Source organism: Ralstonia sp. NFACC01 (assembly GCF_900115545.1).
GTDB classification, from domain to species: Bacteria; Pseudomonadota; Gammaproteobacteria; order Burkholderiales; family Burkholderiaceae; genus Ralstonia; species Ralstonia mojiangensis.
This window is the reverse complement of sequence record NZ_FOWV01000005.1, coordinates 360,129-385,154: the sequence shown is the minus strand read 5'-3', so window position 1 is coordinate 385,154 and position 25,026 is coordinate 360,129. Positions and strand designations below refer to the sequence as shown.

Genomic DNA, 25,026 nt, shown 5'->3' with positions numbered 1-25,026 from the left:
GGTCGCGGTCTCCAATACGCAATGTTCAACTTGGCATTCAATTCACGAAGCGCATCGACACGTTGCCCAGATCCTGGAAACGCACGCATACGCTGTCGCCTGCTGCCACCGCAATCGCCTCGGTGACGCCGCCGGTCATGATGAAGGTGCCAGCCGGGATCTCCTGGCCTCGTGCGCCGAGGTGGTTGGCCATCATGGCCACGGCGGCCGCCGGGTGGCCAAGCACGGCAGCGCCCGCCGCCATGGCGACAGCGCGGCCATTCTTCTCCAGCACCACGCCCAGGGTGCGCAGGTCCAGCTCCTCCAGACCGCGGGAACGGCCACCGACCACGAAACGCGCGGCCGACGTGTTATCGGCAATCACGCTCTTGAGGTCAAACTTGAAATCGCGGTACCGGCTGTCAATGATCTCGACAGCCGGGATCACGAAGTCGATTGCCGCCAGCACATTGCCGACATGGCAGCCCGGACCACGCAGCGCAGCCTTTGTGACGATGCAGATCTCGGCTTCCACCTTGGGATGGATCAGCTCCGACATGCGAATTTCACTGCCCTCCGCACGGGCCATGTCCTCGCTCACGAAGCCGAAGACCGGCGTTTCAACGCCCATTTGCTTCATCTTCGCGAAGGAGGTCAGCCCCGCCTTCAAGCCGACGATCTTCAGCCCGCGCGCTTCCTTGCGCCGACGGATCTCGTCCTGGATGTCGTAGGCATCGGCCCAGTCTATGTCGGGGTATTCGTCGGTGATCTTGGTGATGTCGCGTACGTGCAACTGCGCGGATTCCACATGCGCAGCCAGCGCTTCAATGGTTTGGCGATTCAGTGCCATGGTGTGTGTCTCCTCGATGCTCGATTGGGTGTCAGATGAAGCGCACCGAGGTGCTACCGAGGCCGCCCACGCTGCAGTGAAGGCTGTCACCCGGCTTGACCGGCACGAGCGGCGATTGCGAACCCGACAAAATCACATCGCCGGCCTTGAGCGCGATGCCAAGCCGCCCCAGCGTATTCGCCAGCCACGCCACGGCGTTCACAGGCGAGCCCTGGACGGAGGCACCGCACGAGGTGCTCACGATCTCGCCGTTCTTCTCCAGCACCATGCCGGCCAGCGCCAGATCAAGATCGCGCGGGCTGCGGCGCGTGCCGCCCAGCGTGAAGACGCCGCACGAGGCGTTGTCGGCCACGGTGTCCTGGATCTTGATCTTCCAGTCACGGATGCGCGAATCGACGATCTCGAAACATGGCATCACGCAGTCGGTCGCGCGCAGCACGTCGGCCGCCGTCACGCCGGGGCCGCAAAGGTCCCGTGAGAGCACGAAGGCCACCTCGGCCTCGGCCTTCGGCGCGATCATCTTGCCGGTGTCGACCGGCTCGCCCTCGTTGAAAACCATGCCCGAGAGCAGATGGCCGAAGTCGGGCTGGTTCACGCCAAGCATGTCCATCACGATCTGGCTGGTCACGCCGATCTTCTTGCCGATCACGGTTTCGCCGGCTTCGATGCGGCGGCTGATCATGCGCAGCTGGATCTGGTAGGCGTCGTCGATGGTGATGCCGGGTTCGCGGTCGGTCAGCGGCTCCACCGGTGTGCGCGAGCGCAGCGATTCGTAGAGCGCATCGCCGTAGTGTTGGATCTTGAGAGCGTCCATGGGAAGGTCTGCGTAAGAGAGTGGTTCAGGTGGCTGCGCCAGCATCGGCTTCGGCCAGGAAGTTGTTCACGAGTTGGGCAAAGCGGGCGCTGTGCTCGATCTGCGTCCAGTGCCCGCAGTGACCGAAGACGTGCAGCTGGCTGTTGGGAATCCAGTCGGCCAGGGTGAGCGAGTTCGATACCGGGATCACCTGATCCTCCCGCCCGTGCAGCACCAGTGTTTCGTGCGGCAGCGCGCGGATGTCGGCTTCGGCGCTCGCCATGGCATCCACCCAGCGCTGCCTGGGCGCCGGGAACATGGCGGCATAGGACTCCTGCACACCCGGCACGATGGTGGCCTCGTAGCGCAGTTGCGCAAGTTCGTCTGTCACACGGCCGCGGTCGTAGGCAAACACGTCGAGCAGACCGCGCATGGCCGCCAGCGATGGTGTGTAGCCCCACACCGCATCGAGCGCCGGCGTGATGGCAAACGGCACACCCACCGCGCCCATCAGCACCAGCCGCCGCACACGCTCGGGCGCCCGGATCGCCAGCGCCAGTGACAATCCGCCGCCAAAGGAATTGCCAACCAGATCGACCTGCGGCAATCCAAGGGCATCCAGCAGGTCGATGGCTTGCTGAACCCAAACGTCCATGTTGTAGACCTGCCCCGCGGGCCGGTCGCTCAGGCCGAAGCCCAGCATGTCGGGCGCAATGACGCGGCGCTGCCGGGCCAGCGCAGGCATGACCGGCCGCCAGTTGACCCATGCGCTCACACCCGGGCCTGACCCGTGTATGAGCAGCACCGGTGCGCCCTGCCCGACATCGTGCACGTAGGTCTGTACGGCACCGGTGCGGACGTAGCGGGCATCCGCGCCTTCAAGGTTGATCGTGCTCATAGCTTCACCATCACGTTGCGCAGCTCGGTATAGAACTCCAGCGAATGCACGCCGCCTTCGCGGCCGATGCCGGATGCCTTGGCGCCGCCGAATGCGGTGCGCAGGTCGCGCAGGAACCAGCTGTTGATCCAGCACAGTCCCACCTCAACGGCGCGCGCCATGCGGTGGGCCGTGCCCAGGTTTTGCGTCCACACCGTGGTGGCCAGGCCGTAGTCCGTGGCGTTCGCAAGCGCGATGGCTTCTTCCTCGGTGTCGAACGGGGCAATGTGGCAGCAGGGACCGAAGATCTCTTCGCGAATCACGCGGGCGCTTTCCGGCAGCCCGGTCCAGATGGTCGGCTGTACCCAATGGCCCTCGGCCAGCGCGGCGGGCATGTCCGGCGCACCGCCTCCGGTGATCACAGTTGCGCCCTCCTCCTGGGCCAGTGCGTAGTAGGACATGACCTTGGCCTTGTGCTCGGCGGAGATCAACGGGCCCAGACCCACCCCCGGCTCACCCGATGGCCCGATCTTCAATGCCTCAGCCTTCTCCTTCAGTGCTTGCACAAACTTGTCGAAGATCGGCCGTTGAACGTAGACGCGCTCGGTGCCCAGGCAGACCTGCCCGCAGTTCTCGAACGCACTGCGCGTGATGCCGGCCACGGCCTTGTCGAAATCGGCATCCGCGAAAACGATGCCCGCGTTCTTGCCGCCCAGTTCGAAGCTCACCGGTCGCACGCCTTTGGCAGCCGCGGTCATGATGGCCTCTCCGGTGCGCGTCTCACCGGTGAAGGTGATGCCGTTGACCCCCGGATGTCGCGTGAGGAACTCTCCGGCAGAGCCCGGCCCGAAGCCGTGCACGACGTTGTAGACGCCCTTGGGGATACCCACGTGCGCCATGACCTCACCCAGCAGCGTGGCCGTGGCTGGCGTCTCTTCCGAGGGCTTGACGATGACGGTGTTGCCGCAAGCCAGCGCGGGCCCCACCTTCCACGTCATCAGTAGCAGCGGCAAGTTCCAAGGGCACACCACAGCCACCACACCCAGCGGCGAACGCAGCGCATAGCTGACGGCAGTACCGCCGTCGGGCGTAGCCATCTCGAAACTCTCGGTCGGCACGTTCTTCACGATGTCGGCAAACACCTTGAAGTTGGCCGCGCCGCGCGGAATGTCGATGTGCGCGGCCAAGCTGCGCGGCTTACCTGTGTCAGCCAGTTCGGCTTCAAGGAAATCGTCAAAACGCCGATTGATCTCGTCTGCCACCGCATGCAGCAACTCGACGCGCTTGACCACGGTCATCCGGCCCCAGTCGCCTTGCAACGCGGCTCGCGCAGCAGCGACGGCGGCATCCACCTCTGCCTGACCAGCCTCGTGAACCAGGCCGATCACGCTGTTATCCACCGGCGCGCGGTTCTCGAACGTCTTGTGGGTGGCGACGAACTCGCCATTGATGAAATTGAGGAATTGCTTCACGGTTGGATTCCCGAAACAGACGATTCTTCTTTTGGTTGAGGAGAGACCTTCTTCACAGGCCGATCGCGCGTAGCCCTGCGCGGGCACACGCTTCGTCCTGCTCCGCCGAGCCGCCAGACACGCCAATGCCACCGATGCGCTGGCCCGCGTTGATGATCGGCAGGCCACCGCCAAACATCACCAGTCGCGGGCGCTCGGCCAGCCCCAGGCGCAGCATTTCATCGCCGGCCAGCAAGTCGCCCCACTGCGCGGTGGGAAAGCCGAAGCTGGCCGCCGTATAAGCCTTGTCGATGGCAATGTCGATCGAGTGCAGAAACGCGCCCGACATGCGCGCAAAAGCCACGAGCGTGCCGCCGCCATCGACCACGGCCACGTTGATGCACAGCCCCTGTGCCTGCGCCGACTCCACCGCCGCCGCAACGGCAGCCTGGGCCGCGGGGAGCGTGATCTGGCTGCGTACCTCGCTGAGGAAGGTGGCGTCGTGTGCAGTACATGTGGACATGGCAAGACGGGACGTGGAAATGGCGGTTCAGGCGGCTCGGCAAACAGGCTCGGACAGATCAGGTGTAGACATCGGTGAACGACGGCACCGCTTCACCCGTGTGGTAGAAGATGCCGGTCCACAGCTTGTCTTCGCTCCACGTGGTGACGGGACGGTCTGGCTGCGCGAGGTAGCCCAGTCCAGCGAACGTCTCGTTGCGGTTGCCGCTGGGGTCGAAGAAGTAAATCGTCTCCCCGCGCGTGATGCCGTGGCGCGTAGGTGCCACGTCGATCTTGGTCTGGTTCTTGGCCATGACGTCTGCAGCCTTGAGCACGTCGTGCCATGAATCCAGGAAGAAGGCGATGTGGTGCAGGCCACTGCGTGGACCACCGACGAACGCGATGTCGTGCGGCGTGGTGCTGCGGGCCAGCCATGCGGCAGCCTGTACGGCGCCGCCCGGGCCGACGACGACCTGCTCCGTCAGGAAGAAGCCCAGCACCTCCTGCATGAACCGCGTGTTTTCGGCAACCGTGTTGATGCCAGCTTCCGGATTCAGCTCGCACATCAGCAGGGCATGATCCAGCCAATGCACGCCAGCGCCCTTGAGGTTGTCCGGCCACGGGTCGGGGTTGAGACTGCCCACCTCGGTGCCGACCACCTCTTTCATCGCATAGAGCCGCATCTCGTGGCCGCTTGGCAGATTGAACTGCAGCATGCGGCCAGTAGCAGGCAGCGTCCCCTCTGGCAGCATCACCGTCTTGAGACCCCACGCTTCAATCTTCCCCTGCAGCTCGTCGAGGTCGGCGTCTTTCTCGACCTTGTAGGCGAGATGGTTCAGGCCTGCCTGGTCCGACGGCGTGAGGATGAGCGAGTATTTGTCCCACTCGTCCCAGCACTTGAAGTAGACGTTGCCGGCGTTGTCCTGCATCGTCACCTTCAGGCCGAGCACGTTTTCGTAGTGCCGAACGGCGGCGGCCATGTCCATCACCTTTAGGCTGGCATGCCCGATTCGTAGAACACCCATGCTTGTCTCCTGGTTGATCAAACTCACTGCGGTTTCTTGTCGGACTGCGCCCCCGCAGATGCGGCGAAGCCTCTCGAAAACGGTTTTTCAAATCTGCCCAGCACAGCCAGCCGGACGGCGGTCAGCGGTGCTTCACGGCAGGCCAGCGTCACGCCCTGCGCTTCTTCGTCTGCGCTGACGTGGGCACGGCTGAGCGGCCCCAGGCGCACGGTGCTGCCTTCAAGCACGCGCACCTTGCACACCCCGCAGCCGCCATTGACACAGCCCACGGGAATGCCCTTGCGCCCGAGGCGCAACATGCCCGTCAGCAAGCTCTCGGTGGTGGCGCATGGGTAGTGCTCCTGGGTCTGTTCCACGCACACGTCCACCTTGGGTCGGGTATCCAGCATTGCGTGGCCCTCCTTTCAAACCCGCTTGAACAGCGGGCTGCGCTGCGCGTTGGCATCGGCTGCGGAGAGGAACTTCTCGGTGTAGATGTCATCCTCGAACAGCCGGCCCTGCATGAGCGCACCGATGGCAGCCTCGACCATCGGCGGCGGCCCGCACAGATACGCCTTGTGCCCTGAGAACTGTCCGTTGAAATGCACCTTGGCAGCGTCGTGGGCAAAGCCGCGCGCACCGTCCCAGGCGCTCCCCTCGGCTTCGTTCGACAGCACCGGCACGTAGTGAAAGTTCGGGTGGCGATTGGCCAGCGCAACAAACTCCTCGTGGCCGTACAGCTCTTCACGACTGCGTTGTCCGTTGACCAGCGTGATGGGCAACGTGCAGCCCTGTTCCAGCAGATCAAGGATCATCGACCGCGGGCTGGACAGACCCGAACCACCTGCGACGAACAGCATCGGCTTGGCCGCTGACTGCCGCACGAAGAACCGGCCGTAAGGACCTGTCACGTGCAGCGTGTCGCCCGCGCCAACTTGCTCGTGCAGCACACCGGTTCCGGCGCCGCCGGGGACGCGGCGCACCTGCAACTCGATCTCGTCCGTGCTTGCCACATTGCTGGGCGAATTGGCGATCGAGAAGGCACGCCGTTGACCGAGCCCTGGAATCTCCACCATCACGTACTGGCCAGCCTGGAAGTCGATCGGCTGATCGAGCTTCAGGCGCAGCCCCTTGATGGTGGGCGTGAGGGCTTCAACGCGCGTGACCGTCGCCACAAAATCCCGCACGGGAATGACACGCGCGTCCGGCTCGTCGTCCACATCGGCTTCGATGCAAACGTCGCTCAGCGCGGTGGCGCAACACGCCAGCGTCTTCCCTTCTTCACGCTCGATGTCCATGAGCGCGAAGGGATTGGCTGGGCCGTGGTCCACCTCGCCGTGCGTGACCTGCACCTTGCACGTACCGCACAGTCCGTGGCCGCACGCATGCGGGATGTACACCCCCGAGCGCAACGCGGCGTCGAGCAGGGTCTGGCCCTCGGCCACGTCCAGCGTGGCGCCAATGGGCTCGATGGTGAGTTGATTACACATGGCTTAACTGCAGGAACCGTTGATGCCGGTGAGGCCCGGCGTACGAAAACGGATCACGTCCTTGTGGCCCAGCCCGTTACCGGCCAACGACTTGGCCGAATCGGGCGTCCAGGGCTGGCCGGACTTGAACCACTGCACAGCGCTCCAGTCGATGCGTTCAAAGTCGGGGTGCTCGGCATACAGCGCGGGCAGCACCTGTGTCACCACCGCGCCGAATGGCATCTCCGCCGGCAGTGGCAGGCAGAACGGTGCGCTGAACATCAGGTGGTCTTCCCACCCGATGTAGAGCAGCGGCGCAGGAAAGTTCTCGCGCACGTCCTTCATCGGAAACTTGTAGGGCGCGGCTTTCGGATTGGTCACGACGCTCATGCTGTTTCTCCCGTCCAGGCGGCGAAGTTCTTCTGGTCTTCCGAGCCTTCGAAGTCGAAGTTGTCACGTCCGATGTTCATCTCGTAGTACTTGAGCACCGCCATCAACGGGTCGAACCCTTCGGCGGTCGGGTCTGTGCCCTCAGGGAAGCAATGACCCTGGTAGACCTGGTGCACAGGCAGCCAGCTCTGCACATACTTCTCGGGTTCGTCGTCGAAGATGTGTTTGCAGTGGTCCGAGCAGAAGTGATACTTGTTGCCGAAGTAGTCGCTCTCGCGATAGGCGATCTTGGTGGCGTCGCCCGGCTCGGTGAAGAACATCGGCACCTGGCAGGTCGTGCACAGCATCGGCAACGTCTTGTTGTAGAAGCGCCGTCCTTCCTCGGCCCGCTCGCGCCAGAATTCAAAGCGCGGGCGATAGAGCTTGTCGAAGGAGTCCGGATACTTCTGCGCGAGCCACTGCATCTCGTCCTCGTTCGGAATCCACGTGTGGAACGGTGCGGCCGCGCCGTAGTTGTAGAACGTGGCCCACGCCTGGTGGCTGATGTGGTCCTTGCCTTCGCACGCGTCCTTCCAGCCCGCCGGCTCGCGAATGCCATAGCGCGCCAGGTCCTTGAAGAGCGCGCCGCCGTTGCCCTCGGCGTACATCTCCCAGGCCTCCTTCCAGCTCATCACGCGCTTGGGCAGCATGTAGTCCTGCATCATCGCGACGATGGTCAGCAGCCGGTAGCCGCGCCAGAACCACTTGTCGATCCAGCGCTGAACGATGGGCACGTTGTCGGGATCCTGCTCCAGCATGAACTTGATGCATTCGATGCCCAGCGTCATGTGCCGCGACTCATCGGACTGCGCAGAGAAGCCGAAGGTGACGGTGCTCATGTCGCCGTTGTGCGCGGCGCCGGACATGAACGGCACGAACAACAGGTTGGTCAGCACGTATTCGAACGAGAAGCTGACCGCCGTCAGGAACTCGAACGGACCGGCCGTGCACGCATCTTCGAAGAACGACTTCGGCACCGACAGGTACCAGACACGGTCGAACCAGTGGTTCGGGCTGTGCATGCCGTTGAAGTATTTGTTGTAGTGCGAGATCGCATGCGTCTCGGTCTGGTAGTGGCGCAGTTCGTCGATGGACTGCATCTGCGCAGCCACGCGCGCACCTTCGCCCGTGAACTGACGGCCCACGTGGGCAAACCCACGGTGCGCGTTGTATTCCAGTGGCGTGACGCCCTGGATGAACAGCTTGAGCGCGTTGACGTAGCGCGCATCGCTGATGCCGAGCTGACCGTTGTTCTGCGCAAAAGCCTCAATCACGGCGTAGAGCTTCTTCTCCTTCTCGCCCTGATACTTCCAGTACGCATCCATGGTCAGGCGGAACGGGTCTTGCCACTTGTCCCAGTCGTGGATCTTGATCCCCTCGTAGGTGTCGTACGGAAAGACCTTGTCCATCGGCTGATAGGTCGTTTCCCAGCCCAGGCCGCGCGTCATGGCGGCGTAGCGCTCTTTCAGGCCAAGCTTCTTCTTGGCAACACGGGTGTCCATAGGGTGTCTCCTCTCGTATGTGTAGGTGTGCGAGGTCTTTCGTGTTCAGTGCTGCCAGCTCAGCGTCAACTGATCGTCGTCTTCGTCGATGTGGCCCGAGAGCGTCACGAGGTTGACGTGCAGTTGCTGAAGGTCGAAGGGCCGGCCGGTCTGCTCTTCGATGGTTTCGCGGCGGATGGTCAGCCGCCCCGGAGCGTCGATCTTGACGAGCCCGGTCGGGTAGGTGACGACGGCTTCCGGGTTGTCGGTGACGATGGCCTCGATGACGGGGCGCGACTCCTCATTGGCCTGGAAGGCAATAAAGACTTGTGACATGGGGTTTCCTCTGCAAGCAATCGGAAGACGTGGCGTTCAGAGCGACAGGCCGGCTTTGGCGGCGCGCGCATCGAGCGCCGCACGCACTTCGCCCAGTGCCGCAGCGCCGTGCTCTCCCAAGGCCATCTCGGCGACGGGCGCGAGCGCGGCCTGGGCGCGGTCGGCCCAGTGTGCGAACCATTCCGAGAGCAATGCGCGATTGCCTGCGGCTTCGGGCTCCACGGCGCTCGCCATGGTCTTGATGACGGCGTCGATCCAGCGCGCGGTTTCGTCATGCCACTCGGGCATGAAGCTCGTCAGGATGGCCACGGCCGTACCGCCTTGCAGAGCGAGGTGGTCATCGACAAAGTGCCCACAGATGAGCGGATACAGCAGCCCGTCCAGTGCAAGGTTCTGGGCCACGAACAGCTCGACCGGGTCCTGCACCACGAAGCTGTCTTCCACGTAGCGGCGCAAGCCTTGCCAACGGGGGTCTTCCAGCCAGGCCCGCTTGCCGGCATCGAGCACGGCAGGCTCGTCCAGTGCCAGGGCCAGACGGGTAATCAGCTGCGCAATCCCGAGATCGTCCATGGCGTGGAACATCGCGGGCGCGGTGAAGGCCGTGCCGTAGCCATACGCGCAGATCGACGCGTTGTTCATGTTGGCGCCCCACGCCACGTGGCGCAGCGGCAGCAGCACCTGCAGCGCGCGGTCGCGCAGCGCATCACCCATCGCAGATGCCAGCCCGCGCGATTCGACAAACTGGAAGTTCGCTTCCACCGCTTCCTGTTGACGCGCGCGGGTCATGGTCCAGGTGGCGTAATAGAACTGGCGCGGATCTTTGAGCGCCTGCCAGTCAGCCAAGTGAATGCGGCTGCGGCTCGGGTCGTACAACTCGTGCGCTGGGTCCCACGTCGGACGGTAGTGAAAGTTCGCCATGGACTGCGCGCCGTAAGTCGCTTCCTGGTAGCGCGTGGCTGCCTTGCCTTCGCCGATGAGGCGGGCAACGTGGGCGAAGGTCTGCCGCAGCGGTGTGATTTCGCGGGCCTGCAAGTCGATGTTCATGCGGGTTGTCTCCTGGGTGTTTTATGGGGTGTGGCGGTGGACGGTCTGCGCCGTCTCAGGAATCCAGCCTCGTCACCTGGTGGCGCTGACAGAACGCGGTGAAGGCCGGCTCGGGCAGCAGCAAGTCGACACTCAGCTCGGGCCAGCCGATGGCGAACTCGAAGCTCACCAGCCCATCGTCGCGTCGCTCAATACGACTCACGTATTTGCGCGTGAGATCGACGATGGGCATCTCGTCGGATGACAGGTTGATTTGCGTGGTCATGGGCATATCCGCTGTTGAGGTCGGGATTGCCACCGACGCTGAGCTGTCGCCGGTGACGGCTCCTCTTTTGCAGAAGCTGTGCCAGCTGGGCGGAGCTTCTTCAAAAATCTCGATATTTCAAGGGAAAACCCCAACAACGAGACAGCCTTTATGCGGTGTCATGCACGCAAAACACGGGGCAATGGCAGCGAATTTCGCTTGATCAGGCAGGCGAATTGATCATTTGATCGAGCCACTCGGGGCGGTTTTCATCAAATCGTCGAGCCCGTCCGTGGCCTTACAGGCTTGGAATAACCGGAAAACAGGCGGACGACACGCTCATTGCGAGCCGCGCGCTCCGACTTCGAGAAAACACTCTGGCGACGGATAGGCGTATATCGGCTGTCCGGGGTGCGCTACGCCGAAGCAGAATCCATATTCTCGAGATTCTTATCAATTGATCAAATCAGACGGCAAGCCAACGGCGACCGAATCTGATCAAAAACTGAAATCGCGATGGGGATGAGCGCTTCTGCACTGCACACAGGCAGCGCACAGGCGTGTCGACGGCGCGCGTCGATACAGGCGTCAGGGACTTTTGCGTTGCACCAACCCACGGCAGGCGCTGCGGTTGGCACCGCCCTTGCAATGGAGGACCGCCCAGCGCAAATGCGACCGCGCTGAGACCACCAAGCAAAAGCACTACAGACCCACCAAGGAGACATCACCATGGCGTTACTGGAACGCGCCGCGTGGTACGACATCGCACGCACGACCAACTGGACCCCGAGCTACGTCACCGAGTCCGAGCTGTTTCCCGACATCATGACCGGCGCGCAGGGCGTACCGATGCAGACATGGGAAACCTACGACGAGCCATACAAGACGTCGTATCCCGAATACGTCCGCATCCAGCGCGAGAAAGATGCCGGTGCGTACTCGGTCAAGGCTGCGCTAGAACGCAGCCGCATGTTCGAAGACGCCGACCCGGGCTGGCTGTCGATTCTGAAGGCGCACTACGGCGCCATTGCGCTCGGCGAATACGCCGCGATGAGCGCGGAGGCACGCATGGCCCGCTTCGGCCGCGCACCGGGCATGCGCAACATGGCCACCTTCGGCATGCTCGACGAGAATCGGCACGGCCAGCTGCAGTTGTATTTCCCGCACGACTATTGCGCCAAGGACCGTCAGTTCGATTGGGCCCATAAGGCTTATCACACCAACGAATGGGGCGCGATCGCGGCACGCAGCACGTTCGATGATCTGTTCATGTCGCGCAGCGCGATCGATATTGCGATCATGCTGACGTTCGCTTTTGAGACGGGCTTTACCAACATGCAGTTCCTCGGCCTCGCCGCCGACGCTGCAGAGGCGGGTGATTTCACCTTCGCCAGCCTCATCTCAAGCATCCAGACCGATGAGTCGCGGCATGCGCAGATCGGTGGTCCGGCACTGCAGATCCTAATCGCGAACGGTCACAAGGAGCAGGCGCAGAAACTCGTCGACATTGCCATTGCGCGCGCCTGGCGGCTGTTCTCGCTGCTCACCGGCACCTCGATGGATTACGCAACGCCGCTGCACCATCGCAAGGAGTCGTTCAAGGAATTCATGACGGAGTGGATCGTCGGGCAGTTTGAACGCACCTTGATCGACCTGGGCCTGGACCTGCCCTGGTACTGGGATCAGATGATCAACGAGTTCGACTACCAGCACCACGCCTACCAGATGGGTATCTGGTTCTGGCGTCCGACGATCTGGTGGAACCCAGCTGCCGGCATGACGCCTGATTGCCGCGACTGGCTCGAAGAAAAATACCCCGGCTGGAACGACACATTCGGCAAAGCCTGGGACGTCATCATCGACAACCTCTTGGCCGGCAAGCCCGAACTGACCGTGCCCGAGACACTGCCGATCGTATGCAACATGAGCCAGCTGCCGATCTGCGCAATTCCGGGCAACGGCTGGAACGTGAAGGACTACCCGCTCGACTACAAGGGCCGCACGTACCACTTCAATTCCGAGATCGACCGCTGGGTCTTCCAGCAAGACCCGCTGCGCTATCGCGACCACCTGACGCTGGTCGACCGATTCCTCGCGGGGCAGATTCAGCCACCCAACCTGATGGGCGCACTTCAGTACATGAACCTGGCGCCTGGCGAGTGCGGAGACGACGCCCATCACTACGCGTGGGTCGAGGCGTATCGCAATCAGCGCTACGAAAAGAAAGCCGCGTGAGGCGGCACGCAAACGGAGGACGACATGGCACTTTTTCCTGTGATTTCGAATTTTCAGTACGACTTCGTGCTGCAGCTCGTCGCGGTGGATACCGAGAACACGATCGACGAGGTGGCCGCAGCAGCGGCACACCACTCGGTGGGGCGCCGCGTGGCACCGCAGCCCGGCAAGATCGTCAGGGTCCGGCGCCAGGGCGGCGAGCAGTTCTATCCGCGCAACGCCAAGCTGGCCGACACCGACATCAAGCCGATGGAAGCGCTCGAATTCATTTTTTGCGATGCATGAGGCCGCGATGAACTTCCAGAAAGTCTGCTCGCTCGACGAGCTTTGGGAAGGCGACATGACCGAGGTCGAAGTCGCCGGCCATGTGATCGTGCTGGTGCGCCCCGAAGGGGGTGAACCGCGCGCGTTCCAGGGAATCTGCCCGCACCAGGACATCCCGCTGGCCGAGGGCAAGTTCGACGGCCGGGTGCTGATGTGCCGCGCACATCAGTGGACCTTCGATGCCAACACCGGCAAAGGCATCAACCCCGGCGGCTGCCGGCTTGCCGAGTACGCCTTGAAAGTCGAAGGCGACGACATCTTCGTCGCTGTCGAGGGCGTTGAGCCTCTCTTCGCCAATTGCTGACATCGCCCAGGAACCCCACCATGAGTATCGCCAACACCGCCGAGGCCTACCGCAACAATCGCGTCGGTCCCGTACTGCGCGCGAGCAGCATCACTGCCGGCGTCATCGAAGCCGCGCAGGAAGACAACCCGGGCAAGAGCATCCGCATCGACGACAAGCTCGCCTATGTGCGCATCGACACCGACGGCGAACTGATCCTGCGCCGCGCCACGCTCGAAGAGGCACTGGGGCGACCGTTCAAGATGTCCGAGCTCGAAGTCAACCTCAGCTCGTTCGCCGGCCGCATCGAAACGACGGATGACTACGTCCGGTTCTACTACGAAAAAACGCTGTAATCGGAGACACACATGACAACGCAAGCTGAAGTCCTCAAGCCGCTCAAGACCTGGAGTCATCTGGCCGCGCGGCGACGCAAGCCCAGTGAGTACGAAATCGTCTCGACCAACCTGCACTACACCACCGACAACCCCGATGCGCCGTTCGAGCTCGACCCGAATTTCGAGATGGCGCAGTGGTTCAAGCGCAACCGCAACGCATCTCCCCTGACCCACCCCGACTGGAACGCGTTCCGCGATCCGGATGAACTGGTCTACCGCACGTACAACATGCTGCAGGACGGGCAGGAGACCTATGTGTTCGGGCTGCTCGACCAGTTTTCCGAGCGCGGGCACGACGCCATGCTCGAACGCACCTGGGCAGGCACGCTGGCTCGCCTGTACACGCCTGCGCGCTACCTGTTCCACACGCTGCAGATGGGCTCGGCCTATCTGACGCAACTGGCGCCTGCCTCGACCATTTCAAACTGCGCGGCTTATCAGACGGCCGATTCGCTGCGTTGGCTGACACACACCGCGTACCGCACCAAGGAGCTGTCTCAGACCTTCAGCGATCTCGGCTTCGGCACCGATGAACGCCGCTACTGGGAGCAGGACCCGGCATGGCAAGGCTGGCGCAAGCTCGTCGAACACGCGCTGGTGGCGTGGGACTGGGCCGAGTGCTTCGTTGCCCTGAGCCTGGTGGTACGGCCGGCGGTGGAGGAAGCCGTATTGCGCAGTCTTGGCGAAGCGGCCCGGCACAACGGCGACACCCTGCTTGGCCTGCTGACCGACGCGCAACTTGCCGATGCGCAACGCCATCGCCGCTGGGCCGGCGCACTTGTACGCATGGCGCTGGAACAGCCCGGAAACCGCGAGGTCATCACCGGCTGGCTCGCCAAATGGGAGCCCCTGGCCGATGAAGCCATCGTGGCCTACTGCGCAGCCCTGCCCGACGCGCCAGCGGCGCAGGCGCGCGCCACCGCTGCGGTGCGCGAGTTCCGGCACAGCATCGGCCTGTGAGACCAAACAGCCCGGGCGACATCATTCCATCCAAACCATGGCCAACGACACATCGGAACTGGCGATGACACACCAGATCACCATCGAAGGCGGCGCCGCTTTTTCCGTCGCTGCAGAAGAAGACACCTTGCTGCGGGGCGCGCTACGCGCCGGCATTGCCCTGCCCCACGAGTGCAGCGTCGGGGGCTGCGGTGCATGCCGCTTTGACCTGCTCTCGGGTCTCGTGGAATCCATCTGGCCGGAAGCACCCGGGCTGTCTGAACGCGACCGCAAGCGCGGCAAACATCTCGCCTGCCAGTCGCGCCTGCTGGGCGATTGCACGATCCGCGTGCGCTGCGACGAAGCATATCGCCCGGTCGTATCACCGGGCCGCTGGCCGGCCGTGCTGCTGGCCCGGCGCGAGCTGACGCCCGACATGAGCGAGTTCACATTTCAGATACAGGCCCCGGCAGCGTTCCGTCCGGGCCAGTACGCGCTGCTGTATCCGCCGCACACGCCGGGTGCGCGCGCCTATTCGATGTCGAACCTCCCCAGTCAGGACGGCATCTGGAAATTCGTGATCCGGCGCGTTCCCGGCGGTGCCGGCAGCAACGCCTTGTTCGATCACGTTGCAATCGGGCAAACCATCACGCTCGATGGCCCCTATGGCCACGCCTACCTGCGTGACGACAACGCACGCGACATTGTGTGCATTGCCGGAGGCTCAGGGCTTGCGCCCATGCTGTCGGTCGCCCGTGGAGCGCTTTCCGAGAACCGCGCGAGACGCGTGCACTTCTTCTACGGCGGGCGCTCACAGCCCGACCTCGGTGCCATGGCGGCACTTGAAGACCTCGTGGCAGACAGCCGCTTCGCACTCTCGGTCGTGCTGTCTGCGCCTGCGCCTGAGCTTGCGTGGCAAGGACCGACCGGCTTCGTACACGCCGAGGTCGAGCGGGTGTTGGCAACACCGCTGGACCATTTCGAGTTCTACTTCGCCGGCCCTCCGCCCATGATCGAAGCCGTGCAGACATTGCTGATGCACTCGCATCACGTGCCGTTCGAACAGATGCACTTCGACCGCTTCGTTTAAGCCAGCAACCCATCAAGAATCGCGAGCCCAGCAACGCGACGAACACAGCACAGCATCGACGATCAATTTCACAGATCGGCCATGTCGCGTACTTTCACCAATCCCCATATCTGGAAGCTGAGGTTAAGCTCATTCGATCGAACCTTGTATGACGTCCGCGGACCGTCCGACGACAGCAGTCAGCCGGTACCGCGTAAGCGCCAGCCGCTCGCCGTCGCGACGGCAATCCATCTGGCCGCGATCGAGGAGACCATGGCAAAACGGCATCCGCGACAATCCAAATCCGACGCAACGGCACCGGCGCGACCCGATCGCGACCCAAAACACCCGGGGGCCACCGAGATCCGCGTGCCGGCCATCCACGACCTCGCCAAACGCTTGCGCTTCGCTCCGCAGCAGGGCCGGATCTGGTTGGACGACCAACGCATGATGCTCATGCACATCAGCTCGCTCGGCGCGCTGAGGCAAGAGCTCATCGAAAGCCTGGGCAAGGAAACGGCGCGCGGGCTGATCACCCGCATCGGCTATCAGGCCGGTACGCACGATGCCGCCATGGCGCGCAAGGTTCGCGCAGGCTTCAACAGCTACGACGACTTCCTGGCAGGCCCGCAACTGGTCTCGCTGGAAGGCATGGTGCACTGCGAGCCGGTCGCACTCGATATCGATGTACAGCGTGGCCACTATTTCGGCGACTTCTACCTGATCGACAGCTCCGAGGCCGAGGCCCACGTCGCCAGCTACGGCATCGGCAACGAACCGGTGTGCTGGATGTTGATCGGCTATGCGTGCGGATACACCAGCGCTTTCATGGGCCGCCCCATCCTCTGGCGCGAGATCGAGTGTCGCGGCATGGGGCATGCGAAGTGCCGCGTGGTTGGCAAACCCGTTGAAGAGTGGGAAGACGCCGAAGACGACCTGCGTTTCCTGCAGATCGGCGATTTCGTCAAATGGGCACCCCAACACGAGGCGCCATTGCCCGCCACAAGCCGCATCGCAGCGCGTTTGGCCGCCGCACCGGCAAACAGCTTCGGCGTGGTTGGAATCTCTGCCGGTTTCAACACCGTCTGCCATATGGTGAACAAGGTGGCCCCCACCGAAGCCACCGTGCTGTTCCTGGGCGAAAGCGGTGTCGGCAAGGAAGTCTTCGCCAACAATCTGCATCGTCTGAGCAAACGCGCCGACGGGCCATTCGTCGCCGTCAACTGTGCGTCGATCCCCGAACATCTGATGGAATCGGAATTGTTTGGCGTGGAGCGTGGCGGATTCACGGGCGCGACCACATCACGGCCCGGGCGCTTTGAACGCGCCGACGGCGGGACGCTCTTCCTCGATGAAATCGGCACGCTCAGCCTGACAGCACAAGGCAAACTGTTGCGCGCGCTGCAGCAGGGGGAAATCGAGCGCGTGGGCGATACGCGCACACGCAAGGTCAACGTACGGGTGATTGCCGCAACGAACGTGAACCTGCGCGAAGCCGCCAAGGCGGGCCAGTTTCGCGAAGACCTGTTCTTTCGGCTGAACGTTTTCCCGATCCAGGTGCCGCCACTGCGCGAACGGCGGGACGACATCCCGCTGATGATGAACTGGTTCCTCCAGCGCTTGGCCAAGAAGCACGACAAACAGATCACCGGCTTTCGCGAACGTGCCGTCGATGCGCTGTTCGCCTACGACTGGCCCGGCAATGTCCGCGAGCTGGAGAACATGATCGAACGCGCCGTGATCCTGGCCGAAGATGGCGGGTCACTGGACTTGTGCCATCTTTTCACCAGCGGAGAGGAGATCGACACCGCCTCGTTCATCCTCAAACGCAGTGGCAACATCGGGCAGAGCAGCGAGACGGCTGAAGACGTCGCGCCGTCCAGCACAGCCATTCCCCGGCCAGGCCTGGAGGAAACCGAGGTGGCGATGTTGCGCGCCGCCGTGGTCGAGGCCAACGGCAACCTGTCGCGCGCGGCACGGGTGCTCGGCATCAGTCGCCCGACGCTGGCTTACCGGCTTCGCAAGTATCACATTCCGGTCGACGGAAGCTGATCCGTGCAAGCCTGGGCGACAAGGTTTCGTCGCCCAGGCACGTGCGCCCTAGAAGCGCTTCTGATACGCAATCACGGCGTTGACTTGCGAGTGCGTCACGCTGATCGGCACAGCCGTATTGGGCTGGCTCGAATTGGCCAGCGTCTTGCGCAGCGCTACCGACAGCGCAAAGTCGATCACATCGTTCTTGCCGATTGCATAGGAAACGCCGCCGGTCAGGCTCGTCGTAGGCGTGGCGGGCACCACGGCCAAAAGCATGTTGCCCGGAATGGCCTCCTGCGCGTAATGGAACCCGCCACGGAACGTCCACTTTGCGTTGTAACGGTACTCGGCGCCGATCCCGAACACGCTGATATCGCGGTAGTTCTGCGGCAGCGACAGATCCAGATTGGCACCCGTGCCCGACTGCACGAACCCGACGTTCATGTCCTTCATCACGCTTGACCAGAACACACGCTGGTAGTCCGCTGACACCAGCAGTTGCTCGTTGAACCGATGACTGATGCCTACGGTCAGTTGCGCGGGCATCTGGAAGTTTCGAACCGTCACGTCACCCCTGAGCGGAATGTTGCCTGCGACCGAACTGACGGCGGCAAGCGTTGCTTGGCCCGTGAGGTCGCCAACATGTGTCTTCGCGTTATACGCGGCACCGATGCGGGTATCCGGCGTGACCTGATAGGTCAGACCCAGCCGCCCGCCGATGCCCCAGGCCTGAGCGCCGCCCCCGACCGGTGCATTGCGTGCGAAGTTGATGTAGCCGCCGGAAAGCCCTGGCACGCCCATCAAGGTGGGAACAAGCGTGCCCGAGACGCGCCCCTGGCCGGCCAGCGTGCCGATCTGGGAGACATCCAACAGTGTCCCGAGATTCAGCGACGTCCAGACCGCATCCAGCGATGCGCCCACGGTCAGCTTGTCGGTGACTTGGTATGCCGCCGAAAACGGCACACGCAACACCAGCAGCCGAGAGAACTGGTCCAGCCCGGTGTCCACACCGTTGGAGGTGCGCGAAAGGAAGCTGCTGCCACCGTATTGCGTCCCGAGGCCACCCTCCGCGAAAATGCCCGCCCCAAACGCGTACCTGCCCTGCCGATAAACGAACGCGGTCTGCGGCGCAAAATACGGGCCGTTGTTATTGCCGTGGTTGCCCGAACTCGCTGTCTCGCCGGTTGCGGTATTCGTGGCCTTGATGTCGGTCGACACGACATCGAGCCCCAGGCTGAAATGGCGGCCCTCGCCCATCAGGCTAAGCGTCGCGGGATTTTCCATCATGGCGGCGGCCCCGATATCGAAGGCCGCGCCCGTTCCGCCCATTGCGCGCGAGATCGGACCAAAACCCTCCAGATTGAACACGTCTGTCGCCCTGGCGTGGGTCCCACAGACCGCAACACAGATGGCCGTGGCCGCGCGAACGTAGTTGCCTTTCACGGGTGTCTCCTTGTCTATTGATTGATGCGAGATAACAAGACGGCGGCACTGCCCGATCGCGACGAACATGCGCCGCGGACACACCGCCGGAATCGCGACCGGCAAAGCGCTGCTGCGCGGTCGCGGGAGTCGGTTTGCAGAAGGCATGCCAGTTGCGACCGCCTCGCCAAATAATCTCGATATTTCAAGGGAAAACCATGACGTTTCGGCTCGATTTCCCGCGCGTGTTCCGGGCCCCAAGTAGGGTCGCCTGCTCCCGACACGGAGACCTCCTTCTCCTTTTTGACGATTTGGTGGGATTGGTCAGCATCGGCACTTGATCAATTGATCAAAGCCCTCGCTCCTGCCGGAAACCCCGCTGTTTCCGGTGCTTGCTGTCTTCCTGCTTATCCAGGAGAATATCGAGATTCCGGCCAATTCCGCCCTCACCCAGGAGGCCGCGCGCTGTGCAAGCCAAGTTCAATTACCCCTCAGACGCCGACCTGCGGCGCCTGCTGCATTTCGAACCCGAGAGCGGCACCATCTGGCTGGGCGAGCGGCGCATGCTGTTGCTGCACACCGCCGCGCTGAGCGGTTTGCGGCAAGACCTGATCAATTCGGTAGGGCCAGTTCATGCGCGCCGCCTGTTGACCCGCATGGGGTATGCCTCCGGGCGTCGCGATGCCGAATTTGCTCGCAAGACGCGTGGAGCGCTGTCACTCGATGCCGCCTTCATGGTCGGCCCGCAGTTGCACATGCTCGAAGGGGCGGTGCGTGTCACACCAGTCCAGCTCGACTTCGACCCCGCGAGCGGGCGGTTCTTTGGCGAGTTCCGCTGGGACAATTCCTGGGAAGCGCACGCCCACCGTCAAGCCTACGGCGTGGTGGACGAACCGGCTTGCTGGATCCAACTCGGCTATGCCAGCGGCTACACCAGTGCGTTCATGGGCCGTCTTATCCTCTTCAAGGAAAGCACCTGTGCCGCATGTGGCGCCGATCACTGTGAGATCGTGGGCAAACCGATTGATGAATGGCCCGACGGGGATGAGCAGCGCCAGTACTTTGAAGACGAGTCATTGCTCGACACGATTGCGGCGCTTAGCGAACAAGTGCAAGCCCTCAAAACCACGATCGAGTCGACACGTGAGCCGCTCGTGGCAGCGGGCATGCTGGTAGGCCGCTCGCCCGCGTTCCAGCGCGCCCACGAACTGCTGAACCGTGCAGCTGCCACCCACGTGACGGTGCTGCTCACAGGCGAGACAGGCGTGGGCAAGGAGCGTTTTGCGCGGGCTCTTCACGAAGGCTCGTCCCGAGCAACGGGCCCCTTCGTCGCCGTCAATTGCGCCGCCCTGCCGGCCGATCTGATCGAAGCCGAGCTGTTTGGCGTCGAGCGCGGCGCCTATACCGGCGCCCACGCGGCGCGCACCGGCCGCTTCGAACGGGCGGATGGCGGCACGTTGTTCCTGGACGAAGTGGGCGACTTACCGCTGCCCGCCCAAGCCAAGCTCCTTCGCGTTCTGCAAGAGGGCGAAATCGAGCGACTTGGCGCCGAAAGCACACGCAAGGTGAACGTGCGTCTCGTGGCAGCCACCAACGTCGATCTTGAAGCCGCGGTAGCTCAGGGGCGCTTTCGTCGCGATCTGCTGTATCGACTGAACGTCTATCCGATCTGTATCCCGCCGCTGCGCGAACGCATGACTGATATCGAGCCGCTGGCCAATCACCTGTTGGCCCGTTTCACAGCCTTGCACCAGAAGCGCCTCGCTGGTTTTGGGGAACGCGCGATGCAAGCGCTCATGCATCACGACTGGCCCGGCAACGTCCGAGAGCTGGAGAACCTCGTGGAGCGCGGCGTCATCCTCGCACCACAGGGTGAAAGCATCGAGATTGAACACCTTTTTCCCAACCAGCCTTCAGGCATGCAATCGCAGCTGAGCCCCCAAGGTCGCCTGGCACCCGTGCGGCTCGAAAGCGAACAGACCCTGTGCGCGCGCATTCTGGACAGCGGCCTGAGTCTCGAAGCATTGGAAACGCAACTGCTTGACCTTGCAGTCGAGCGTGCCAAGGGCAATCTTTCCGGCGCCGCACGCCAGTTGGGCCTCACCCGCCCCCAATTGGCCTATCGCCTCAAGCGGCATCTAGACAGAGGTAGCGAAGAATGAAACGCGCCATACAAGCCGGCGTGTCTGGCGCACAAGCGGCCAGCACAACCACGGTTGCGCATACAGAACCCGAAGTGCCCCGTACCCTATGCGAGCGCGCTTACCTCGATCTGCGGCAAGACATCATTCAAGGCCGTCTCGCTCCGGGCGAGCGCCTGCGCGTTGAACATCTCAAGGATCGATATAACGTGGGGGCCGGTACGCTGCGCGAAGCACTGGCGCTCCTCGTCTCGGACGCGCTCGTCACGGTGGAGGGCCAGCGCGGCTATCGCGTGACGGGAATTTCGTTGGCCGACCTGCAGGACCTCACCGACACGCGAGTGATGCTGGAGACGGAAGCTGTGCGCTTGTCCATCCGTCACGGCGATGCGCAATGGGAAGCACACCTGCGCGCCACCTTTGACGCCCTGAGCGACGCGGAATCGCTGGGTCCATCGGCCAATCCCGAACACTGGGAACGTGCCAACCGGCAGTTTCATGAAGCACTCATCGCTGCGCACCGTTCACCGTGGAGCAAGTACCTGCTGGACCTGCTCTACCGCCATGGCGAACGTTATCGGCGCGTGGCCATTCGGCGGAGCACCGTGCAACCCAGCAGCCGCAACGTGCATGAGGAACATACGGCCATATTCGAAGCGGCCATGGCACGGCAGGAAGCCCGTGCGGCATTGGCGGTTGAAGTGCACATCCGACTTACATACGAGTTACTGGCAAAGCTCGGACTGGAGACGGGGACGAGTGAATAGAGGTAGCAAACGGTGGATGTGATGGCGTGGCGGGCGATTTGCACCAGGTGAATTTTGGCCAGGACATCATTTCTGCCAACGCTCACAGTCCCATGCCGCCAGGGCCTTTTCGCGTACATACAGGACGCTGCAAGTTGCAGGCCGCGCGGCCGGAGTGCCGGATTCTCGCTCGGAGGTGAGATTAAGGAGGGTTTTTCAAGATCCTCCTTACCGCTCTGAATGGTCCCCACCAAGTGACGCTTGCCATGATGCCGCCTGGTACGACCTGAAAAGAAAAAACCCCGGAGATCGTTGATCTACCGGGGTTTCTGGTTCGCCGTGAAATCAGGCGAAACGATCTTACATATTGTCGATCATCACTTGACCGAAGCCCGAGCACGACACTTGGGTCGCGCCTTCCAGCAGACGGGCGAAGTCATACGTGACCTTCTTCGACAGGATCGACTTCTCGATCGACGAGATGATCAGGTCAGCGGCTTCCGTCCAGCCCATGTGACGCAGCATCATTTCGGCCGACAGGATTTCCGAACCCGGATTCACGTAGTCCTTGCCTGCGTACTTCGGAGCCGTGCCGTGGGTGGCTTCGAACATCGCCACCGAATCCGACAGGTTGGCACCCGGGGCGATACCGATACCGCCGACTTGTGCAGCCAGGGCGTCGGAGATGTAGTCGCCGTTCAGGTTCAGCGTTGCCACCACCGAGTACTCGGCCGGACGCAGCAGGATCTGCTGCAGGAAGGCGTCGGCAATTGCGTCCTTGACGACGATTTCCTTGCCCGTCTTCGGGTTCTTGAACTTGCACCACGGGCCGCCGTCGATCAGCTCGGCGCCGAATTCCTTCTGTGCCAGCGCGTAGGCCCAGTCACGGAAACCACCTTCCGTGAACTTCATGATGTTGCCCTTGTGCACGATCGTGACCGACGGCTTGTCGTTGTCGATCGCGTACTGGATGGCCTTGCGCACCAGGCGCTCCGTGCCTTCGCGCGAGACCGGCTTGACGCCGATACCGGAGGTTTCCGGGAAGCGGATCTTCTTGACGCCGAACTCGTCCTGCAGAATCTTGATCAGCTTCTTGGCCTTGTCGCTCTGGGCTTCGAATTCGATACCGGCGTAGATGTCTTCCGAGTTCTCGCGGAAGATGACCATGTCGGTCTTCTCCGGCTCTTTGACCGGCGAGGGCACGCCCTTGAAGTAGCGCACCGGGCGCAGGCAGACGTACAGGTCCAGCTCTTGGCGCAGCGCCACGTTCAGCGAACGGATGCCGCCGCCCACCGGCGTCGTCAGCGGGCCCTTGATCGACACCACGTAGTCCTTCAGGACTTGCAGGGTTTCTTCCGGCAGCCATACGTCCGGGCCGTACACCTTGGTCGACTTCTCGCCGGCGTAGATTTCCATCCACGAAATCTTGCGCTCGCCCTTGTAAGCCTTCTCAACCGCTGCGTCCACCACCTTGATCATCACCGGGGTGATGTCGAAGCCGGTGCCGTCACCTTCGATGTAAGGAATGATCGGGTTGTTCGGAACGTTCAGGGAGAAGTCTTGATTGACAGTGATCTTCTCGCCGGCCGGGACCTTGATGTGTTGATACATGGACGACTCCAGTGCAGACCGCAGGTAGCGGGTGGACGGTGGGGGTTGACAGCACAGCGTGCCGCTCACGGGTTGGCCGGCGTGGCGCGCTGCAATGAACTGGCGATTCTAACGGCCTACGATGACGCGCTCACGATGCACCGCACAAAATCTCGCATCTGGCGCAAGCCGCAACTCTTATATAAGACACAAGAGTGAATTCCACATTATGCCGGAAAATTTCACCATCCGCCATACTTCCAGCCCCTGAGCGGGCGCCGTCAACGGCCCGTCCGGTCGGTACCGGAAGCGCACGCCATCAAGGCGCGAACATCGACCGAGGCGGCTTCCGCATCCCGCCGGGCGCCCCAGGCATCCACCAGCCGGACCAACGCGGCACGCAGATCGCGCGCGTTGTCAGCCTCAAGCAAGCGGACCAAGCCGGCAGCATCCACGCCCGGATGCCTGCGCACCAACCACGCAAGCGTCTGGATGTGCTCGATAAAGCGATCGTCAGTCCGGTGCAGATGGCTGAAACAGGACAGCCCAGTGTGGCGATCCAGCGGCGCGCCGGAAATCGTCTGTGACACGAGCATGAAATCGTCGAGGGCGGAAGCGCCGTGCGAAGGCGGCCACAAACCGGGGACGGCGCCCAGCACAATCAACGCGCCGCAACCCAGGGCGAAATCGCGGCGCCGGAAACGGGCCGGCAGAACCGGGGCGGCGGGCTTGGTGGGGCGGGAAGATGACGGCGGGAGAGACACGGCAAGCCTTGAGCAAAATCGGCTCGCATTCTGGAGGTGCAAGCGCCGCCATCCAATCAGACCGCTCCGAAACGCAGGCGCCCAAGCCGGGTGGCGGGCATCTTTCTTGCGCAGCGCAACATGCGCCACATCGCCGATCAGGAAGTAAGGATTCTTCTGTCTGCCCCCACAAAAAATTCAGTGCAACGTGTCAACGCGCCTGTAACGGCCTGCGTTATTGCAGATGACTCATTTAGCGGGTCGTTGGTTAACTCACTGATCTATAAAAGGATTCACCATGAAGAAGCTGATCGCTGCCCTGATCGCCGGCCTGTTCGCCACCGGTGTGTTCGCTCAAGCCTCCGCTCCGGCTGCTGACGCAGCTGCTGCTCCGGCTGCTGCCGAAAAGGCTGCTCCGAAGGCCAAGAAGGCCAAGAAGCACCACCACAAGAAGGCTGCCAAGAAGGCTGCTGACGCTTCGGCTCCGGCTGCTGACGCCGCCAAGCAATAAGCTTGTGTTTCTGCCGGGCCCATGCGGCTCGGCCGATACAGAAAAAGCAGGTGCTTATGCATCTGCTTTTTTTTCGCCCTCGCCTGCCGAACGGAAATCCCAGGCACGCATGCAGGGCTGTCAAAATAGCGCC

The 25,026-nt window shown here is 62.8% G+C and carries 26 protein-coding genes; 10 read left to right on the top strand and 16 right to left on the bottom strand.

Features of this window, described 5'->3' with window-relative positions; translation table 11 throughout:
* Nucleotides 1-37 precede the first annotated feature (37 nt).
* From dmpH to BM136_RS15255, 13 genes are read right to left on the bottom strand one after another with little or no spacing between them, the layout of a single operon-like run.
* Nucleotides 38-829 (bottom strand): 2-oxo-3-hexenedioate decarboxylase, encoded by a 792-nt coding sequence (gene dmpH / locus BM136_RS15315; RefSeq protein ID WP_092972738.1) that lies wholly within the window; start codon nucleotides 827-829, stop codon nucleotides 38-40.
* Nucleotides 830-860: 31 nt separating this feature from the next.
* Entirely contained in the window at nucleotides 861-1,643 is a 783-nt protein-coding gene (dmpE, locus tag BM136_RS15310) for a 2-oxopent-4-enoate hydratase (RefSeq protein ID WP_045202774.1), read from the bottom strand.
* A 25-nt stretch (nucleotides 1,644-1,668) separates the two neighbouring features.
* Nucleotides 1,669-2,520: an alpha/beta fold hydrolase gene (locus tag BM136_RS15305; protein WP_092972736.1), complete on the bottom strand. Its 852-nt coding sequence runs from the start codon at nucleotides 2,518-2,520 to the stop codon at nucleotides 1,669-1,671.
* Complete coding sequence (locus BM136_RS15300; RefSeq protein WP_092972734.1) at nucleotides 2,517-3,971, bottom strand: 2-hydroxymuconic semialdehyde dehydrogenase; 1,455 nt, start codon at nucleotides 3,969-3,971, stop codon at nucleotides 2,517-2,519. Before BM136_RS15300 ends, BM136_RS15305 begins: the two co-directional genes overlap by 4 nt.
* A 52-nt stretch (nucleotides 3,972-4,023) precedes the next feature.
* Nucleotides 4,024-4,473: a GlcG/HbpS family heme-binding protein gene (locus BM136_RS15295; protein ID WP_092972732.1), complete on the bottom strand. Its 450-nt coding sequence runs from the start codon at nucleotides 4,471-4,473 to the stop codon at nucleotides 4,024-4,026.
* A 58-nt stretch (nucleotides 4,474-4,531) separates the two neighbouring features.
* Complete coding sequence (locus tag BM136_RS15290) at nucleotides 4,532-5,476, bottom strand: catechol 2,3-dioxygenase (RefSeq protein ID WP_092972730.1); 945 nt, start codon at nucleotides 5,474-5,476, stop codon at nucleotides 4,532-4,534.
* Between the two features lie 23 nt (nucleotides 5,477-5,499).
* The gene (locus BM136_RS15285) at nucleotides 5,500-5,865 is read right to left on the bottom strand and encodes a 2Fe-2S iron-sulfur cluster-binding protein (RefSeq protein ID WP_045202769.1); all 366 of its coding nucleotides are present in this window, start codon (nucleotides 5,863-5,865) and stop codon (nucleotides 5,500-5,502) included.
* A gap of 15 nt (nucleotides 5,866-5,880) precedes the next feature.
* Nucleotides 5,881-6,945 (bottom strand): NADH:ubiquinone reductase (Na(+)-transporting) subunit F, encoded by a 1,065-nt coding sequence (locus BM136_RS15280; protein ID WP_092972728.1) that lies wholly within the window; start codon nucleotides 6,943-6,945, stop codon nucleotides 5,881-5,883.
* Nucleotides 6,946-6,948: 3 nt separating this feature from the next.
* Nucleotides 6,949-7,314: a phenol hydroxylase subunit P4 gene (locus BM136_RS15275; protein WP_092972726.1), complete on the bottom strand. Its 366-nt coding sequence runs from the start codon at nucleotides 7,312-7,314 to the stop codon at nucleotides 6,949-6,951.
* Nucleotides 7,311-8,855, bottom strand: coding sequence for an aromatic/alkene/methane monooxygenase hydroxylase/oxygenase subunit alpha (locus BM136_RS15270; RefSeq protein WP_092972724.1), 1,545 nt, complete (start codon nucleotides 8,853-8,855; stop codon nucleotides 7,311-7,313). The genes BM136_RS15275 and BM136_RS15270 overlap by 4 nt, the downstream gene beginning before the upstream one ends.
* 45 nt (nucleotides 8,856-8,900) lie before the next feature.
* Nucleotides 8,901-9,170 (bottom strand): MmoB/DmpM family protein, encoded by a 270-nt coding sequence (locus BM136_RS15265; protein WP_012430589.1) that lies wholly within the window; start codon nucleotides 9,168-9,170, stop codon nucleotides 8,901-8,903.
* A 36-nt stretch (nucleotides 9,171-9,206) separates the two neighbouring features.
* Nucleotides 9,207-10,214 (bottom strand): aromatic/alkene monooxygenase hydroxylase subunit beta, encoded by a 1,008-nt coding sequence (locus tag BM136_RS15260; protein ID WP_092972722.1) that lies wholly within the window; start codon nucleotides 10,212-10,214, stop codon nucleotides 9,207-9,209.
* Nucleotides 10,215-10,269: 55 nt separating this feature from the next.
* The gene (locus BM136_RS15255; protein ID WP_045202764.1) at nucleotides 10,270-10,479 is read right to left on the bottom strand and encodes a phenol hydroxylase subunit; all 210 of its coding nucleotides are present in this window, start codon (nucleotides 10,477-10,479) and stop codon (nucleotides 10,270-10,272) included.
* A 708-nt stretch (nucleotides 10,480-11,187) separates the two neighbouring features.
* On the opposite strand from BM136_RS15255, the gene BM136_RS15250 reads away from it, so the two are divergent.
* The 7 genes from BM136_RS15250 (at nucleotide 11,188) to BM136_RS15220 (ending at nucleotide 17,758) form a co-directional block, all read left to right on the top strand.
* Entirely contained in the window at nucleotides 11,188-12,693 is a 1,506-nt protein-coding gene (locus tag BM136_RS15250) for a ferritin family protein (RefSeq protein WP_092972720.1), read from the top strand.
* Between the two features lie 24 nt (nucleotides 12,694-12,717).
* Nucleotides 12,718-12,978 (top strand): toluene-4-monooxygenase system B family protein, encoded by a 261-nt coding sequence (locus tag BM136_RS15245; protein WP_045202762.1) that lies wholly within the window; start codon nucleotides 12,718-12,720, stop codon nucleotides 12,976-12,978.
* Between the two features lie 7 nt (nucleotides 12,979-12,985).
* On the top strand, nucleotides 12,986-13,321 hold the full coding sequence (locus BM136_RS15240; RefSeq protein ID WP_045202761.1) for a monooxygenase system ferredoxin subunit: 336 nt from the start codon (nucleotides 12,986-12,988) through the stop codon (nucleotides 13,319-13,321).
* A gap of 20 nt (nucleotides 13,322-13,341) precedes the next feature.
* Complete coding sequence (locus BM136_RS15235; protein WP_045202760.1) at nucleotides 13,342-13,656, top strand: MmoB/DmpM family protein; 315 nt, start codon at nucleotides 13,342-13,344, stop codon at nucleotides 13,654-13,656.
* A gap of 12 nt (nucleotides 13,657-13,668) precedes the next feature.
* On the top strand, nucleotides 13,669-14,658 hold the full coding sequence (locus tag BM136_RS15230; protein WP_045202759.1) for an aromatic/alkene monooxygenase hydroxylase subunit beta: 990 nt from the start codon (nucleotides 13,669-13,671) through the stop codon (nucleotides 14,656-14,658).
* Between the two features lie 37 nt (nucleotides 14,659-14,695).
* Nucleotides 14,696-15,727, top strand: a complete 1,032-nt coding sequence (locus tag BM136_RS15225) for a 2Fe-2S iron-sulfur cluster-binding protein (protein ID WP_092972718.1) — start codon at nucleotides 14,696-14,698, stop codon at nucleotides 15,725-15,727.
* A 348-nt stretch (nucleotides 15,728-16,075) separates the two neighbouring features.
* Nucleotides 16,076-17,758 (top strand): sigma-54-dependent Fis family transcriptional regulator, encoded by a 1,683-nt coding sequence (locus BM136_RS15220; protein ID WP_045202867.1) that lies wholly within the window; start codon nucleotides 16,076-16,078, stop codon nucleotides 17,756-17,758.
* Between the two features lie 48 nt (nucleotides 17,759-17,806).
* On the opposite strand, the gene BM136_RS15215 is transcribed toward BM136_RS15220, so the two are convergent.
* A complete protein-coding gene (locus tag BM136_RS15215) occupies nucleotides 17,807-19,183 on the bottom strand; it encodes an OmpP1/FadL family transporter (protein ID WP_092972716.1) in 1,377 nt (458 codons plus the stop codon).
* 446 nt (nucleotides 19,184-19,629) lie between these two features.
* Here BM136_RS15215 and BM136_RS15210 point away from each other — a divergent pair, with 446 nt between their 5' ends.
* On the top strand, nucleotides 19,630-21,324 hold the full coding sequence (locus BM136_RS15210; RefSeq protein ID WP_092972714.1) for a sigma-54-dependent Fis family transcriptional regulator: 1,695 nt from the start codon (nucleotides 19,630-19,632) through the stop codon (nucleotides 21,322-21,324).
* Nucleotides 21,321-22,070: a GntR family transcriptional regulator gene (locus tag BM136_RS15205; protein ID WP_092972712.1), complete on the top strand. Its 750-nt coding sequence runs from the start codon at nucleotides 21,321-21,323 to the stop codon at nucleotides 22,068-22,070. Before BM136_RS15210 ends, BM136_RS15205 begins: the two co-directional genes overlap by 4 nt.
* A gap of 339 nt (nucleotides 22,071-22,409) precedes the next feature.
* Here the strand turns inward: BM136_RS15205 and icd are convergent, their stop codons facing one another.
* Together icd and BM136_RS15195 are read right to left on the bottom strand one after the other, a co-directional pair.
* Nucleotides 22,410-23,660, bottom strand: coding sequence for an NADP-dependent isocitrate dehydrogenase (icd, locus tag BM136_RS15200; protein ID WP_092972710.1), 1,251 nt, complete (start codon nucleotides 23,658-23,660; stop codon nucleotides 22,410-22,412).
* A gap of 260 nt (nucleotides 23,661-23,920) precedes the next feature.
* The gene (locus tag BM136_RS15195) at nucleotides 23,921-24,403 is read right to left on the bottom strand and encodes a sorbitol dehydrogenase family protein (RefSeq protein WP_254775683.1); all 483 of its coding nucleotides are present in this window, start codon (nucleotides 24,401-24,403) and stop codon (nucleotides 23,921-23,923) included.
* Between the two features lie 277 nt (nucleotides 24,404-24,680).
* Here BM136_RS15195 and BM136_RS15190 point away from each other — a divergent pair, with 277 nt between their 5' ends.
* Nucleotides 24,681-24,893, top strand: coding sequence for a hypothetical protein (locus BM136_RS15190; RefSeq protein ID WP_004631913.1), 213 nt, complete (start codon nucleotides 24,681-24,683; stop codon nucleotides 24,891-24,893).
* Nucleotides 24,894-25,026: the final 133 nt, after the last annotated feature.